The 15,233-nt window shown below is 64.1% G+C and carries 13 protein-coding genes; 7 read left to right on the plus strand and 6 right to left on the minus strand.

Features of this window, described 5'->3' with window-relative positions; translation table 11 throughout:
• The first annotated feature begins 6 nt into the window (after window positions 1–6).
• Complete coding sequence (locus AC13HB_RS01900) at window positions 7–636, plus strand: glutathione S-transferase family protein (protein ID WP_482948026.1); 630 nt, start codon at window positions 7–9, stop codon at window positions 634–636.
• On the opposite strand, the gene AC13HB_RS01905 is transcribed toward AC13HB_RS01900, so the two are convergent.
• The gene (locus AC13HB_RS01905) at window positions 633–1,577 is read right to left on the minus strand and encodes a carbon-nitrogen hydrolase family protein (RefSeq protein ID WP_482948027.1); all 945 of its coding nucleotides are present in this window, start codon (window positions 1,575–1,577) and stop codon (window positions 633–635) included. The genes AC13HB_RS01900 and AC13HB_RS01905 overlap by 4 nt on opposite strands.
• On the minus strand, window positions 1,574–3,661 hold the full coding sequence (locus AC13HB_RS01910) for a S9 family peptidase (RefSeq protein WP_482948086.1): 2,088 nt from the start codon (window positions 3,659–3,661) through the stop codon (window positions 1,574–1,576). The genes AC13HB_RS01905 and AC13HB_RS01910 overlap by 4 nt, the downstream gene beginning before the upstream one ends.
• A 288-nt stretch (window positions 3,662–3,949) precedes the next feature.
• Between AC13HB_RS01910 and AC13HB_RS01915 the strand changes: the two genes are divergently transcribed.
• From AC13HB_RS01915 to AC13HB_RS01930, 4 genes are all read left to right on the plus strand, one after another.
• Window positions 3,950–6,469, plus strand: a complete 2,520-nt coding sequence (locus AC13HB_RS01915; protein WP_482948028.1) for a TonB-dependent receptor — start codon at window positions 3,950–3,952, stop codon at window positions 6,467–6,469.
• 195 nt (window positions 6,470–6,664) lie between these two features.
• The gene (locus AC13HB_RS01920; RefSeq protein WP_482948029.1) at window positions 6,665–7,711 is read left to right on the plus strand and encodes a hypothetical protein; all 1,047 of its coding nucleotides are present in this window, start codon (window positions 6,665–6,667) and stop codon (window positions 7,709–7,711) included.
• Between the two features lie 3 nt (window positions 7,712–7,714).
• A complete protein-coding gene (locus AC13HB_RS01925) occupies window positions 7,715–8,329 on the plus strand; it encodes a hypothetical protein (protein WP_482948030.1) in 615 nt (204 codons plus the stop codon).
• Between the two features lie 4 nt (window positions 8,330–8,333).
• On the plus strand, window positions 8,334–8,717 hold the full coding sequence (locus tag AC13HB_RS01930; protein ID WP_482948031.1) for an MmcQ/YjbR family DNA-binding protein: 384 nt from the start codon (window positions 8,334–8,336) through the stop codon (window positions 8,715–8,717).
• Here AC13HB_RS01930 and AC13HB_RS01935 read toward each other — a convergent pair.
• Complete coding sequence (locus AC13HB_RS01935; RefSeq protein WP_482948032.1) at window positions 8,702–9,184, minus strand: CC0125/CC1285 family lipoprotein; 483 nt, start codon at window positions 9,182–9,184, stop codon at window positions 8,702–8,704. The genes AC13HB_RS01930 and AC13HB_RS01935 overlap by 16 nt on opposite strands.
• 150 nt (window positions 9,185–9,334) lie before the next feature.
• Here AC13HB_RS01935 and AC13HB_RS01940 point away from each other — a divergent pair, with 150 nt between their 5' ends.
• Window positions 9,335–9,667, plus strand: a complete 333-nt coding sequence (locus tag AC13HB_RS01940; protein ID WP_482948033.1) for a zinc ribbon domain-containing protein YjdM — start codon at window positions 9,335–9,337, stop codon at window positions 9,665–9,667.
• Window positions 9,668–9,703: 36 nt separating this feature from the next.
• On the opposite strand, the gene scpA is transcribed toward AC13HB_RS01940, so the two are convergent.
• Window positions 9,704–11,863 (minus strand): methylmalonyl-CoA mutase, encoded by a 2,160-nt coding sequence (scpA, locus tag AC13HB_RS01945; protein ID WP_482948034.1) that lies wholly within the window; start codon window positions 11,861–11,863, stop codon window positions 9,704–9,706.
• Window positions 11,860–13,305, minus strand: coding sequence for a methylmalonyl-CoA mutase family protein (locus tag AC13HB_RS01950; protein WP_482948035.1), 1,446 nt, complete (start codon window positions 13,303–13,305; stop codon window positions 11,860–11,862). The genes scpA and AC13HB_RS01950 overlap by 4 nt, the downstream gene beginning before the upstream one ends.
• A gap of 156 nt (window positions 13,306–13,461) precedes the next feature.
• On the opposite strand from AC13HB_RS01950, the gene AC13HB_RS01955 reads away from it, so the two are divergent.
• Window positions 13,462–14,187, plus strand: a complete 726-nt coding sequence (locus tag AC13HB_RS01955; protein WP_482948036.1) for a DUF2793 domain-containing protein — start codon at window positions 13,462–13,464, stop codon at window positions 14,185–14,187.
• Here AC13HB_RS01955 and pip read toward each other — a convergent pair.
• Window positions 14,184–15,203: a prolyl aminopeptidase gene (gene pip / locus AC13HB_RS01960; RefSeq protein WP_482948037.1), complete on the minus strand. Its 1,020-nt coding sequence runs from the start codon at window positions 15,201–15,203 to the stop codon at window positions 14,184–14,186. The two genes, AC13HB_RS01955 and pip, sit on opposite strands and share 4 nt — an antisense overlap.
• Between the last annotated feature and the right edge of the window lie 30 nt (window positions 15,204–15,233).

The raw sequence follows: 15,233 nt of genomic DNA on the forward strand, positions 1-15,233 counted from the left end.
AAGTTCATGAAATTCTACGATTACAAGCCCGCGCCCAGCCCGCGACGTGCCCGGATATTCATGGCCGAGAAGGGGATCGAGATCGAGACCGAACAGGTCGATCTCGCGGAGAAGGCCCAGTTTTCCGATGCCTATCGTGCGGTCAATCCGCGATGCACCGTGCCGGCGCTTCAGCTCGACGACGGCGCTGTGCTCTGCGACAACGCCTCCATCATGCGCTATCTTGAGGAGATATATCCCGATCCGCCTCTGCTCGGTCGTGACCCGGTGGAGAAGGCGATGGTTGCGGAATGGATTGCCCGCGTCGAAGGCGAGGGGCTGATGGGTGTCATGGAGGCGCTGCGCAATCGTTCCGAATTCTTCAAGGATTCGTCCCTGACCGGCCCGCAGCGTTTCGCCCAGGTTCCCGAACTGATCGAACGGGGGCGTGCACGCGCGGAGGCCTTCATGGCCGAACTCGACAAGCGTCTCGCCGAAAGCGCCTATCTGGCCGGCGATACCTTCAGCGCGGCGGACATAGCGGCGGCCGTCTTTCTGGATTTCGCAGGCTGGATCAAGCTGCCGGTTCCCGAAACGCTGACCCACCTGGCGCGATGGCGCGAAGCGGTTGCCGCACGTCCGAGCATGTCGGCCTAGTCTGACGGTCCGCGCGGGGAGGGCGGCCAGACCCGCTCTCCCTTGAGGCGCAGTTCGAACAGGTCCGGGCGAGCGTAATGCCCGGCCGGATCGCAGGCCGATTTGGCCTTGCGCACTTCTTCCATTTTCGCAGTGGCATAGAGGATGGTCTCGCCATCGGCCGGCCCGGCGATGATTTCTCCGCGCGGATCGATGATCGCGCTTTGCCCCGTATGCTCGAACGTGCTCAGCGAGCGGAAACGGTCCGGGACGTGCTCGTTCAACCGGAGCCCGGCCGGTGCGATGACATAAGCGCCGGCCTGGCTGGCGAAGGCGCGCGACAACAGAATCTGGCGAGACCAGACGGGCTCGGTCGGCGCGGTTTCCGGTTCTCGTCCCGGCCATGCGGCGACGTGAATCTGCGTGCCTTGGCTGATCAGCGTGAAACCGGGAAGCAGGATGTTGTGCTCCCAGCAGTTCAGGCCGGACAGCCGGCCATAGGGGCGCTCATGCACACGAAGCCCGCCGGCATCGCCATCCGCCCACACTGAACGCTCGTGATGGGTCGGTTTGAGCTTGCGGTGGCGGCCAAGTATTTCGCCGTCGCGACTGATGAAGAGGAGGGTCGCGTAGACGCTCCCTTGCGTGTCCGGGTCAAGCTCGGCGATCCCGATCACGACATCCGTGCCGGCAGCTCGGGCCGCGGCACAGAGCCGGTCCGTCTCGCCGCCCGGAACCGTGACGGCCTGGTCCAGATAGAGCGCAGCCGCTTCCCACCAGAGATCGCTCAGCGGAGCCTCGATGAAGAAGGGATAACCGGGCAGCCAGGTCTCCCCGAATGCCGCGATGTCCGCACCCTGCCGCCCGGCCTCGGCAATCAGCGAGCAGGCCTTGTCCAACGAGGCCGCGCGGTCGAAATAGACCGGCGCTGCCTGGATTGCTGCAAGCTTGAGTGTCTTCACCGGTCGGTCCCGGCGACGTTGTCCGACGCTGCGGTCTGCGGGTCATATGTCTCGAACCAGCGCAGGATCTCGGCGACCTTGCTGAGCAGCCGGCTGGGGCGCGAATTCGAGATGCCGTGGAAGGAGTCCGGGATGACGACGAGGCGCGTCGGGACGCCCTCGAGCTGGAGCGCGGAATAGTATTGCTCCGTCTCAGAGCGCGGCGTGCGGACATCCGCTCCTCCCACCATCATCAGGGTCGGTGTCTCGACATTACCCACGAGCGAGAGCGGCGAACGGCGCCAGTACTCCTCCGGCGCTTCCCAGGGGGGTGCGGCGAACCAGTAGCGCGAGAAGAATTGCGGCAGGTCGGCGTGCAGCACGAAGCTCGACCAGTTGATCACGGGCTTGACCACGGCTGCAGCCGCAAAGCGGTCCGTATTGCCGATGATCCAGGCCGTCAGCACGCCGCCACCGGATCCGCCGGTCACGAAGAGCCTCTCCTCGTCGATGAAGCCGCGGTCCAGCATCGTGTCGATGGCGCCCATGAGGTCGTCATAATCATTGCCGGGATAGTCGTGGTGGATCAGGTTGGCAAAGTCGTAGCCATAGCTCGTGGAGCCGCGGGGGTTGGTATAGAGGACGACATAGCCCGCTGCTGCCATCAGCTGAAGCTCGGCAGTGAAGGAAGGGCCGTAGGCCGAGAACGGGCCGCCATGAATTTCGAGGATGAGCGGCCACTCTTCCGACGGATCGAAACCGGGCGGGTAGAGCACCCATCCCTGTATCTCCGTCCCGTCATGCGGGGATGTCCAGCGAATGTCCTCCGCCATGGAAAGCGACCGGTGGGCCAGAACGTCTTCATTGAGCGCCGTGACCTGCCTCGCCTCCTCACCTTGCGGGAAGACCGTGATGTCGGACGGGCGGACCGGGGAGCCGGTCATCGCCGCAACAGTACCGTCGTCGGCGACACTGTAGCTACCGCCCGTATAGGGGCGGCCGAACGTGGCGCCGATCAGACCGTCGGCCCGGATCGTGACTTCACCTCCAAGCGAGACGAAGGCGACACGGGTCTGTCCGTGATCGTCGTACTGGACATAGAGACCGCTCCCGTCATCAGCCCAGACCGGGGCGCTGACAGACCGGTCCAGACCGGCCGTCAGGGATTGCGGATCGGACCCGTCCGGAGCGCCGACATAGAGTTCCACATTATGATAGCCCATCCGGTGGTCGTCATATCCAAGCCAGGCGAGACGCGACCCGTCCGGTGCGCTGCGCGGGCTGCTGTCAGGGCCGCGCCGGTTGGTGAGCTGGGAAATGTCTCCATCGCGCAGCGTAATCCGATGCAGCTCGGTGTCTGGTGCAAGGCTGCCGGCGTCGGGGCGCCGGTCGGCGGAAAAGAGAATGGCGCTGCCGTCCGCCGACCAGGTGAAGTCCCCGGATGCGCCGGGCGAACCGTCGGTCAGCTGGCGGGTATTTCCGGTTTCCGGGTCGAGAATGAAGATTTGCTGTGAACCACGGGGCAGGGCGCCCGTTCCGTCGAAGCGGAACATGAGCCGGTCCTCCACGGTAGCGGACGCGGCCCATTCGGCCCCTTCCGGCTGTTCGGGCAGCGGGGCCGGATCGAGCCCGCCTTCAGGTACGAAGCTGGCGAAGGCGAGCCGGCGGCCGTCGGGGGACCAGGACAGATTGGAGACGCCGCCCTGCACGGTGGTCAGTTCGCGGTCTCCGGACGCGTCGTGAATGCGGATGCTGGCACCGTTCTCGACCGACTGGACAAAGGCGAGTCGACTACCGTCTGGCGACCACTGTGGCGATTGGGTCTGAGCATCGCCGGCAACCAGCGGGCGATGATTGCTTCCATCGGTGTCGACCAGCCAGATCGAAGACCGGGTCTGGTCGGTCATGATGTCATTCGAACGCCGGATATAGGCGATCGTGGATCCGTCGGGCGCGATGCGGGGCTCCGCGGCAGCCTCGAGCAGGAAAATATCCTCGGGAGAAAGCGGTTCCGCCGACTGAGCGAAAACCGGGTTCGATGCTGCACCCGCACAGGCGAGTGCTGCAATCGCGAAGGCCAATCCGGACACCCGTCCGTAAAACATACTCGTCACGCTCTATCTCCCGTCTCGCCTTTTGGTTGCGAATGGAAACGCGGCGAGGCGTTCGCTTCATTCCTCGGTCTGTCGATTGTGACAGGTACGCAACACTCGGCAGAAATCATGCGATTTGAACATCAAGTTCGTCGAAATGGCCACCTTCAAGCAGCAATTGTGCTTCACCCGCCAGGCGATCTGCACCAGATTTGGTTCAGCGCGTGGCTCCCGGATTCCCGGGACCGGCCGCGTTCGATAAGCGGCAATGCCCGCATTCCAACGGGAGGAAGTTAAAGCATGTCTTCGACCAAGCGCACCCTTTTGCTCGCCGCAGCATCCGCTGTCGCGATTACCGGCAGCCAGGCCTTTGCCCAGGAAAGCCGGTCTGTCGACGTGATCACCGTGACGGCCCAGAAGCGCGAGCAGGGCATTCAGGACGTTCCGGTCGCCGTGACCGCGTACAATGAGGAACTGCTCACGAACGCCGGCATCCGCGACATCAAGGATCTCGCGGTCATCGCTCCGGGTATCAATGTGACGTCTACGTCCAACGAGTTCGTGACGACGGCCCGCATCCGCGGCATCGGCACCGTGGGCGATAATCCGGGTCTGGAATCGTCTGTCGGCATCGTCATCGACGGTGTTCCGCGCGCCCGTAACGGTGTCGGGTTCAACGATCTCGGCGAAATCGAACGCATCGAAGTCCTGCGCGGCCCGCAGGGTACGCTGTTCGGAGCCAACACCTCCGCCGGCATCATCAATGTGGTGACCAAGCGTCCGGAATATGAGTTCAGCTCGCACGCCGCGCTGGAATACACCGCTGGTGCTGTTGAAGGTTACGGCGTGTCCGGCGGTTTCACCGGCGGCGTATCCGACAATATGGCGATGCGCCTTTTTGGCGCCGTTCGCGAACGTGACGGCTTCCAGTCGGTCGAAACCTTCGGGGGGCCACGCACCGAGACCGAAGATGCGGATCAGGATTACTATACGGTTCGGTCTCAATTCCTGTTCGATCTCAATGACAATGCCAGCCTCCTGCTGACTGGCGACTACACCAAGCGTGAAGAGAATTGTTGTGGCGCGCCGAGCCTTGTCTCAGGCCCGACTGCATTGGCAATCAATGCGCTGGTGCCGGGGGCACGTCCGCTTCCCGGTTCGGAAGATCCGTTCAGCCGCGTTATCCAGTCTAATCGCGATACGTCTCAGGATATCATCGATCACGGCTATAGTGCCGAGCTGAACTGGGAGTTCGACAATTTCGACATGACTGCGATCTATTCGGATCGCACTTATGGGCTTCGGTCTGGTCAGGATACTGACTTTACCGGTGCGGACATCGTGTTCCGTGATGCTGACTCGAACACGTTCGACTTCGACAACTCGACTTTCGAGCTTCGCTTCTCGGGCGCTACGGAAAATGTCGATTGGCTTGTCGGCATGTACTATTCCGACGAACTGCTTCGTCGCGGCGACCAGATTCAGATGGGCTCGGTCTTCGAACCCTATCTTGGCCTACTCGGCGGTAGCCCGACGCTGGTGACGGACCTGGCCAACGGCCTGGGCCTGACCTTCATTCCGGGCTTTACGCCGCTCGCACCCGGCTCCGGCGCGCCGCTCAATGGCGGCAATGCCGAGGGTGACCTGTTCACGCAGGAAGGCGAGAGCCTCAGCTTCTTCACCCACAACACCTGGCACCTGACCGAAAGCACCGATTTCACCTTCGGTCTGCGTCACACCAGCACCGACAAGACGGCCACGTTCGACTTCGGCGACAGCAATGTACCGGCGTGTGACGTCTGGGAAGCCGTTTTCGGCGATGCGCTGGACTTCTCCGATCCGACCAACCAGGCGATTCTGTCCGGTTTCTCGACGGGTTCGGGCGTGCCGGTTGCAAGCCTTGTGACCTTCGGCACATTCACCTGTCTACCGTTCTCACGTGACGTCTATCAGCAGATCGACAACACGCAGTCTCTGAGCGAGAACGAGTTCTCCGGCCTGCTCTCGCTGTCGCACCGTTTCAATGACGACCTGCTCGTCTACGGTACGTATTCGCGCGGCTACAAGGCCGGCGGTTTCAACCTCGATCGCTTTACGCAATCCGGTTCCTCCGCTGTCGACTTTACCGCTGTTCTCGCCGACCCGAGCAGCTATCCGGCCCGTTTCGATCCGGAAATCGTCGACAGCTTCGAACTCGGTTTCAAGACCGAGTGGGCCAATGACACCGTCCTTGCCAATTTCTATCTCTTCTACTCGGATTTCGAGACCTACCAGCTGAATACGTTCAACGGTCTCGGCTATTTCGTGACCTCGATCGACGGTGCTTCGACGCAGGGCGCCGAAGCGGAAATCCTGTGGCTGCCGGACTCCATTCCGGGGCTGACGGTTCAGGGTGGCATCACCTACGCGGACGCCAGCTATGACGAGTTCGCCCCGACCGGTACGCCGGATGTCGATGTCTTGTCCGGCCGCAATTTCTCGCTGGCTCCGGAGTGGTATACCTCGGGCTCGGTCACCTATAATGGTGAACTCGAGAACGGCATGACCTGGCTCGCCCACCTCAACGGCCGCTGGGTCTCCGAGCAGAATACCGGCTCGGATCTGGATCCGGAGAAGGAGCAGGACGCCTATGCGATCTTCAGCGGTCGTGTCGGTGTCGGCGCCGGTGACGAGAGCTGGTCGCTCGAGCTGTGGGGCCAGAACCTGTTCGATGAGGAATACATCCAGGTCGGCTTCGACGGTCCGTTCCAGCCGGGCTCCTTCAATGCCTTCCTCGGCCAGGAGCGCACCTATGGCCTGACGCTGCGTCTGCGCAACTAGGCCTGATACCGTCAGACGGTTCGGGAAGGGCCGGGGCCGCAAGCCCCGGCCCTTTCTGTTTGGCGGCAATTAACCGCAGGCAGGGTTTGCACTCTGGAGATGCCCAATCTTTAATGGTAACGGCTGGGGGTAGCACTGCCCTGAAAACGCCGAGATTCGCGGGTTTACCGCGTTGCCTGACAGGTTTCCGATCCGATGCTTCGCACGACCATGACAAACCGGGTTCGAAAAATCCTTCTGATCGCTGCCGGCGTTCTCGTGCTTGGCGGCGCGCTGATGATGTCCGTGGGGCCGTTCTCGGTCGGCGCTGTCGAGGCACGGCTGACGCAGTCCGCCGAGGATGCGCTCAGCCTGCGCGGGCATGATTGGGCGGCGGTTCGCTTTTCCGGTCAGCATGCGACCCTGACCGGTGCCGCGCCGAGCGAGCGTGCGCGGCTCGATGCGCTGGAAACCGTGGCTCGGTCAACCTGGTCGGGCGGGCGTATCGCCGGCGGCGTGACGCGCGTGACCGACGAGACGGTCGAGGCCCGGCTGCAGCGCGGGTTCATCTTCCGCGCTGACGTGGCGGTCAATGGCCGCGTCCTGATTCGTGGCGATGCGACCGACGCCAATGCGCGCCAGGCGATTACACGCTACGCCGATGCCAATTTCCCCAATGGTGCCGATACCGACCTGACCCTGGTGCCCGGCGGCTCCCGGTCTCCGGACTGGGAAGAGGCCGCGAAGCGGTTGCTGGGCCAGCTCGCGCGACTGGAGCGTGGTGCCGTCGTGCTGCAGGGCGATGAGGGCGCGCTGGTCGGCGAAGCTGCCAATCCGCAAATCGCTCAATCGGTGTCGGTCGCCTTGCAGACCATGCCCGAACCGTTTCGCGCCGCGGTGCTGATTTCGCCCTCCGGTGCGCCGGAAGTGCGGCGTATCGTCGACGTGAATGCCTGCGCTGTGATCGTGCAGGCGGCCCAGGGCACGGAGAGTCTCCGATTCGACCGGAGCGGACCTGCGCCGAGCCCACTTACCGCGGTCGCCCTTCGGCGCGTCGGTCGTGCCTTCGATGCCTGTCCGGCTGATGCCGCCCTGACAGTGTCCGTGCTGAGAGAGGCAGACGAGGCCGGTCTCGATGCGGCACGGATCGAGGCGGTGGAAGCCCTGGTCACCAATGGAAACAGCAATCCGCGCATCCAGGTCCGGCTCGTCCAGGACCAGGCCGACGCGATTTCGTTCGCAATTTCGACGCTTGAGGAGTGATGCATGCTCTGGCTGATCTGGGATATGGGCCTTCTTCTTCTGCTCGCCTTCGCATTCGGTGTCGGCGTGGGTTGGCAAATCTGGAGCGGCGATGCGCGTAACGCCGAGGCCGAGAAGGCGCTTGCCGAAAATGCCCGGCTCCGGAACGAAAACGAGACGCTCGCCCGCCGTCTCGGTGATGCCGAGGCCCGCCGCGACAGTCTTGCGGTCGCGAGTGCCGGCAAGACCGGCGCAGCCGCCGAGCCGGAAGCCGAGACGCGGATCGTGAAGCCGGTCGCCAAGCCCGAACCCGCAAAGGCCGAAGCCCCGGCCAAGACAGGCAGTTCAGGGAAGCCGGCACGCGCCAGGGCGTCGGTCGCGAAAGCCAAGTCCGACGTGCCCTCCAAGACCGGTCATGTTGATACGCTGCCAGCCGGTCAGGACGATCTCACCGCCATCAAGGGGCTGGGCCCCAAGGCGGCGGCGGCCCTGAAAGCAGGCGGCGTGACCCGCTTCAGCGACATTGCCGGCTGGAGCGAAGCCGATGTGGCGGACTGGGACGAGCGCATCAATGGCCGCGGCCGCATCGTCCGCGACAAGTGGGTGGAGCAGGCTCTCACACTTGCCAAGGACAGCTAGTCCCTTGGACCAGCACCATTTCAATGCGTTCTGCGACGGCCTGCCGGCGACCACGCACGTGGTGCAATGGGGCGGCGCCGATGTCTGGAAGGTCGGCGGCAAGGTGTTCGCGATCGCCAGCTGGGACGGCGGCAAACATGCCGGAATCACCTTCAAGGTGTCCGATATTTCCTTCGAGATACTCGGTGAACTGCCTGGCCTCCGCCCCGCACCCTATCTGGCGTCCCGGGGCATGCCCTGGATACAGCATCATGCCGAGCCGGGATTGTCCGACACCGATCTCGAATCCTATCTCGCCGAGAGCCACAGGCTCGTCGCGGCCGGGTTGAGCAAGAAGCGTCAGCGTGAGCTCGGTCTCGAGCCCGCGATCCCTCAATCCTCCGAATAGGCGAGGACGCTCTGGGCGTCATAGGCGTCGGGCAGGCGCGGTCGGTCACCGTCCCGGATGACGATCTCCAGAGAGACCGACTTTTCGCCCGCATCGCCATCGATCCGTACGCCAAGGCCGACGCCGCTCGAGGACCATCCTCCCGATCCGGTCGAATAACGTGCGCCGCCCGTCAGCCCGACGGGGTTACGGTCATTGCCCTCACGCGAGCGGGAGACGACGAGGAACCAGCTGCCGCCATTTTCCAGGGTGAGTTCGGCGGCCCGTCTCAGCGCGAGATCTTCGGCTTCGTCGAAAGTGATGTCGCTGCCGCCGGAGAAGCGCACGCGATAGCGGCTCTCCTCGATCCGCAATTCCGAATAGCCCCGGTCGCCCTCACTGGCAGGGCCGTATTGGGTCGGCGCGCTTGCGCAGGCGGTCATGGCCGTGGCAAGGCCGGCGACAAGCAGGTAATTCCGTACACGCATTCATCTCTCCCAGACCACGTCCCTCGGTGGAGATTGGGCGGTTAAACGAGCCTGGGGTCAAGAGGCGGCGCGCGATGCCGCCATCGCCAGTCGACATGGACACGGCGAAGGCGTAGGCGATGACCTCGCGCCAGCCTGAAGGATCGCCCTATGAGTGAATTGCCGCCTTGTCCCAAATGCCAGTCCTCCTTCACCTATGAGGACGGCGCCTTGTTGATGTGTCCGGAGTGCGGTCATGAATGGTCGCCGGAGGCGCCGGTCGAAGCCGGTCCGGTCTGGCGCGACTCCAATGGCTCGGAACTGCAGGACGGCGACACGGTCACCCTGATCAAGGATCTGAAGATCAAGGGCTCGTCCCAGGTGCTGAAAGTGGGGACCAAGGTCAAGAACATCCGCCTGATCGAAGGCGATCACGACATCGACTGCCGCATCGAGGGGATCGGCCCGATGCAGCTCAAGTCGGAATTCGTCAAGAAGGCCTAGCGCGCCGGGTCGATCCCGCGAGGCAGGCGAAGGCGGTTATTCCGACATCGCCTCCTCGACACCCATGCGCTCGAGAAGAACGAGTGCACTGTCGGCAATGACCGTACCCGGCGGGAAGACGGCAGCCGCGCCCATCTGACGGAGCACCGGTTCGTCGTCGGGCGGGATGACGCCGCCCACAATGACGAGGATGTCCTCGCGGCCGCGCTCCTGCAGGGCGTTGCGCAGCTCCGGCACCAGCGTCAGGTGACCGGCAGCGAGCGATGAGGCTGCGGCGGCGTCGACCTTTTCCTCGACGGCCAGATCGGCCGCTTCCTCGGGTGTCTGGAAGAGGGGGCCGATCACCACATCCCATCCCAGATCGGAATAGGCGGATGCGACGACTTTCTGGCCGCGGTCGTGTCCGTCCTGGCCGAGCTTGGCGATCAGGATTTTCGGTTTTCTCCCGTGCTGCGCGGTAAAGCGTTCCGCAAGGGCCTTTGCGCGTTTCACCTTGTCGTCGTCACCGGCGGCATCGGCATAGACACCGGTGACGGCCTTGATTTCGGCAACGTGCCGATTGAAGGCGCGTTCCATGGCGTCGGATATCTCGCCCACGGTTGCCTTGGCGCGAGCGGCATGCACGGACAGCGCCAGAAGATTGCCGTCCCCGGTCTCGGCGGCCTTGGCGAGCGCATCCAGTGCGGCTTCGACCGAAGCCGGGTCGCGTTCTTTGCGCAGGCGCTCGAGTTTCTCGATCTGCTGTTTGCGAACGAGATAGTTGTCGACCTTGAGCACCGGCACGTCTTCGGCTTCTTCGAGCCGGAACTTGTTGACGCCGGTAATGGTCTGCTGGCCGCTGTCGATGCGGGCCTGCGTCCGTGCCGCGGCCTCTTCGATGCGCAGTTTGGGAATGCCAGCCTCGATGGCCTTGGCCATGCCGCCCAACTCGTCGACTTCGGCGATATGGAGCAGCGCCCGGTCGGCGAGATCATGGGTCAGGCGTTCGATATAATGGCTGCCGCCCCAGGGGTCGATCGCGTCGCAGAGATGCGCCTCCCCAGCCAGGAGGAGCTGGGTGTTGCGGGCGATCCGTGCGGAGAAGTCCGTCGGCAGGGCGAGGGCCTCGTCGAGCGAATTGGTGTGCAGGGATTGCGTGTGACCGTCGACGGCGGCGATCGCTTCGAGGGCCGTCCGGCCGACATTGTTGAACAGGTCCTGGGCCGTCAGCGACCAGCCGGAGGTCTGGCAGTGCGTGCGCAGGCAGATCGACTTGTCCGATTCCGGCGAGAAGCGCTCCTTCACGAGTTTCGCCCAGAGCAGACGCGCAGCGCGCAGCTTGGCGATCTCCATGAAGACGTTCATGCCGATGCCGAAGAAGAAGGAGAGGCGCGGTGCGAACGCATCCACGTCCAGCCCTGCATCGATTCCGGTGCGGATGTATTCCAGCCCGTCGGCGATCGTGTAGGCGAGTTCGAGATCGGCCGGGGCGCCGGCCTCCTGCATGTGATAGCCGGAGATCGATATGGAGTTGAATTTCGGCATTTTCGTCGAGGTGTACTCGAAGATGTCCGAGATGACCCGCATCGAGGGCGCCGGCGGATAGATGTAGGTATTGCGGACCATGAACTCCTTGAGGATGTCGTTCTGGATGGTCCCCGAGAGCTGTTCCGGCTTCACGCCCTGTTCTTCAGCCGCGACGATATAGAGCGCCATCACGGGCAGGACGGCACCGTTCATCGTCATGGACACGCTCATCTGGTCGAGCGGAATACCGTCGAACAGGGTTCGCATGTCGTAGATCGAGTCGATGGCCACGCCGGCCATGCCCACATCGCCCGCGACACGCGGATGGTCGCTGTCGTATCCGCGGTGGGTGGCAAGGTCGAAGGCGACCGAGAGGCCTTTCTGGCCGGCGGCCAGATTGCGCCGGTAAAAAGCGTTCGAATCCTCGGCCGTGGAGAAACCGGCATATTGCCGGATCGTCCAGGGACGCTGGAGATACATGGTCGGATAAGGCCCGCGCACGAAGGGTGCGGCACCGGGCACGGAGCCGATGAAATCGATGTTGTCGCTATCGTCATGCCGGTACTGCGCATGGATCGGAATGCCTTCGGCCGGCGTCCAGTCCTCGCGCAGTTCGGCGGCAATGTCCGACCCGGCAGGGCTTTGCGCTGCGCCAAGATCGATCTGGGTGAAGTCGGGCGTCCGGCTCATTGAGCAGCTCCTTCAGCCTGGGTCTCGAAGGCGGCGGCAATGCGCATGGGAGAAAGGGCCCGTTCCGGCATGTCGGCGGGCCTTGGCCAGGCGCCGCCGGTTTCCAGCGCACGCGGGTCCGGGTCGGCATATTGGGTGACGCCGAGGATTGGCTGATCGCCAGCCTCGACGCGGGCCTGACGGGCATCGCGCTGTTGAGCGATCCGGCTGGGCAGCCAGCCCGACCCGATGACCTCGGCGAGACCGCCTTCGGCCTCGATCTCCTGGAACAGTGTCCAGCCCGCTTCGGCGAGAGCATCCGACAGGGTTTCGTGCAGATAGGAGCCGGCAGCCGGGTCGGTTACTTTTCCGAGATGGCTTTCCTCGGCCAGCATGATGTGAAGATTGCGCGCGACCCGGCGCGCAAATCCGGTCGGGCGTCCGATGGCATCGGTGAGCGGGCGGATGCTGATCGCGTCGGCGCCGCCAGCGGCAGCCGCGAAGCCGGCGCAGGCATTGCGGACAAGATTGGTCCAGGGGTCGCTGGCAGAGAGCATGCGGCCAGCCGTGGTCGCATGCAGCGAAACGCGCCGCTTGTCTGCGCTGGCGCCGAAGCTTTCAGCAATGCGCGCGAAAATGCGGCGCGCGGCACGCAGCTTGGCGATGGTGAGGTGGATATCGACATCCGCCGAAAGGCGTGCTTCGACGGCGTTCGCCGCGCTGTCTGCGTCGAAGCCTGCCTCCAGAAGTTCGCGCATATAGGCGGCGCTGGCGGCGGCCATCACGGCAAGCTCCTGGACTTCGCTGCCACCAGCTTCGAATGCCAGGGCGGCATCGGCGCGGAAGATTTTCAGGTTCGGGAAGGCCGCCTGCGAGAGTTGGGCGATTTCACGCGCCTTGTCGAAGCTGTCGTGTGCAAGCGTCTCACCGGTTCGCGCGGCGCGCTCGATCGGGCTCAGTCCGAGACCGCCTTCGAGCGTCTCGCCGTCGAGGCGGCGGCGGGCGAACAGGGTGAGAGCGAGCTGCGCGTGGTGACCTTGACCCGACAGGCAGTCGAGGTGGATCGGCGCCAGCGAAAGGTCGACACCCGTCAGCGCTGCGTCGAGGCTTTCCACATCATTGGCCTTCAGGCCGTAGGCACCTTCCGGGTCAAGGCGAAGCTCGAGCTCGGAGACGCCACCCATGAGGTCGTCGAGTGCCGCCGCGTTGGCCGCGGCAGGATCGGCGTCGACCAGCGTCTGGCGCATGCCCCAGGGCAGATGGAGATCGCGGGCGGCCGTATCGACCGCGTGTGTGCCTTCGGGGCGGTCGAAGAAGACCGGGCCGCGTTCCAGGCCGTCATCGCTCCTGCGGTCGAGTGCGGACAGGTCGGCGCCACGGAGTGCTTTCAGGGCGAGCCCTTGCCAGGCATCGGGTGAAACGTCTGGAAATCCCGCAGCCAGGGCGCGGATAGTGTCGGTCATGCCCAGCTTCCCCTCGAAAGTTGATGGCGTACTGCCGGGGGAGATGGCGCAGCGTGGCGGCGTGCGTCAAGTGCTGCTGTCTGCATGGATAGCCGGTTTGCCAATCCCCGGCGCCGGATTTGGCAGAAGACTCGAGGTGGCACAAAGGAGACCGCCATGAGCGAAACCAGTCCTAATCTCGATCTGCCCCTGGTCATGCCGGCCCAGGCGCAAAAGCATATCACCGTGAACGAGGCGCTGTTGCGACTGGACGGCGTGGTGCAGCTTCGCGCCGAAAGCCGGGGGCTTACCGTTCAGCCCGCAAGCCCGGTCGACGGGCAGGCCTGGATACTGCCGCCAGCCGCGAGTGGTGCCGACTGGTCGGCATATGCGGCCGGTGACATCGCGAGCTATCGAGATGGTGCGTGGTCTCGGCTCCAGCCGCGCAATGGCTGGAGCGCCTATATCGCCGATGAAAATGCCGAATGCCGCTTCGACGGCACCGGATGGCGCCGTGCGGGAGTGGGCGAAACCCTGTGCGAGGGCGATCAAGGCGCGGCAACCCGGGCCGTAATCCGCGAAGAGACGCTCACCGGCTTGAACGGCGCAAACCTTGCCGCAATCGGGTTGATACCGGCGCGGGCCGTGGTCTTCTGCGTATCCGTGACGGTCAGCGAGGCGGTCACGGGGGCAGCCTCGTTCGATTGCGGCATTCCCGGAGAAGCCGCCAAATTCGGCGGTCTTCTTGGTGTTTCGACGGGGGCGTCCAATCTCGGTGTAATCGGACCGACGGCGTTCTATTCGGATACCGACATCGTACTGACCGCCAATGGCGGGAATTTCACGGGCGGCGCGGTTCGCATCGCCGTTCATGCCTGGTTGCCGCAAGCGCCGGCCGTCTAGCCCAAGCGGTTCGCGAGATCGTCCATGATGGCATTCAGATAGGGTTGGGTGGTCTCGGTCATGCCGTGACCATTGACCGGAACAAGGTGAAAACCGGCATGTGGACAGGCCTTTGCCAGCCTGAAGGCCGAGCGGGCCGGGCAGACCATGTCATAGCGTGATTGCAGGATGTGCATCGGAATGCCGTCCAGGCGTCCGGCATTTGCCAGTAGCTGGCCGGGTTCGAGGAAGCAGCCATTGGTGAAATAGTGCGCCTCGATGAGAGAGTGGGCGGCGACGAAGTCCGCGCCTTTCGCCCGGAGTGCGTCGCGCACGGCTTCGGGCGAGTGTTCCAGATAGGACAGCCGGTCCTCGTATTCCGTCCAACGGTAGAGCGTCGAACGGCGAAGCGTACTCAGCGAGGCGTTCGGGTCTGACAGGGGGGCGAGATCCGGGCAGCCCTCGGCGATCTCCTGCTTCATCTGCTCGAAACACCAGTCCATCACGGCTCGCGGATCGTCGTGCAAGGCTTCCGGGACCGGGGCGATGAAGTCTTGCCAGGCGTCCGGGAAGACGGAGCGCACGCCACCCGGCCCATGCATCCAGGCGAGTTCGTCCGGCGAGCCGAGAAAAATACCTTCGACAACCAGGCCCGAGACGCGACCGGGGTGGGTCTGGGCATAGGCGAGGGACAGGGTCGAGCCCCAGGACGGACCGACCACGATCCAGGCTTCGATGCCGAGATGTTCCCGCAATCGTTCTATATCCGTGATCAGGGCCTGCGTCGTGTTTCCGGCGAGTTCGCAATGGGGCGTCGAGCGCCCCGCACCGCGCTGGTCGAGCAATACGACGTCGAATCGCTCAGGGTCGAACCATTGGCGATGTTTCGGCGCGCAGCCCGAGCCGGGCCCGCCGTGGAGGAAGATCAGCGGCAGGCCGCCCGGCGCGCCGCAGCGCTCCCAATAGAGGCTGTGATTGTCTGCGGTCTCGAGCCGGCCCTGCGCATACGGTGCCGTCGCATCGAAATAATGGGTCATGACTGCAGCCTAATTATCGGAGCGGTTGGC

The organism is Maricaulis sp. B-26 (genome assembly GCF_056857855.1).

What these genes read in the sequence shown, in the direction of transcription:
- AC13HB_RS01920 (WP_482948029.1), top strand. Translation starts at nt 6,665, where the DNA reads ATGCTTCGCACGACCATGACAAACCGGGTTCGAAAAATCCTTCTGATC.
- AC13HB_RS01935 (WP_482948032.1), bottom strand. Translation starts at nt 9,184, where the DNA reads ATGCGTGTACGGAATTACCTGCTTGTCGCCGGCCTTGCCACGGCCATG.
- AC13HB_RS01925 (WP_482948030.1), top strand. Translation starts at nt 7,715, where the DNA reads ATGCTCTGGCTGATCTGGGATATGGGCCTTCTTCTTCTGCTCGCCTTC.
- AC13HB_RS01910 (WP_482948086.1), bottom strand. Translation starts at nt 3,661, where the DNA reads ATGTTTTACGGACGGGTGTCCGGATTGGCCTTCGCGATTGCAGCACTC.
- pip (WP_482948037.1), bottom strand. Translation starts at nt 15,203, where the DNA reads ATGACCCATTATTTCGATGCGACGGCACCGTATGCGCAGGGCCGGCTC.
- AC13HB_RS01950 (WP_482948035.1), bottom strand. Translation starts at nt 13,305, where the DNA reads ATGACCGACACTATCCGCGCCCTGGCTGCGGGATTTCCAGACGTTTCA.
- AC13HB_RS01915 (WP_482948028.1), top strand. Translation starts at nt 3,950, where the DNA reads ATGTCTTCGACCAAGCGCACCCTTTTGCTCGCCGCAGCATCCGCTGTC.
- scpA (WP_482948034.1), bottom strand. Translation starts at nt 11,863, where the DNA reads ATGAGCCGGACGCCCGACTTCACCCAGATCGATCTTGGCGCAGCGCAA.
- AC13HB_RS01940 (WP_482948033.1), top strand. Translation starts at nt 9,335, where the DNA reads ATGAGTGAATTGCCGCCTTGTCCCAAATGCCAGTCCTCCTTCACCTAT.
- AC13HB_RS01900 (WP_482948026.1), top strand. Translation starts at nt 7, where the DNA reads ATGAAATTCTACGATTACAAGCCCGCGCCCAGCCCGCGACGTGCCCGG.
- AC13HB_RS01955 (WP_482948036.1), top strand. Translation starts at nt 13,462, where the DNA reads ATGAGCGAAACCAGTCCTAATCTCGATCTGCCCCTGGTCATGCCGGCC.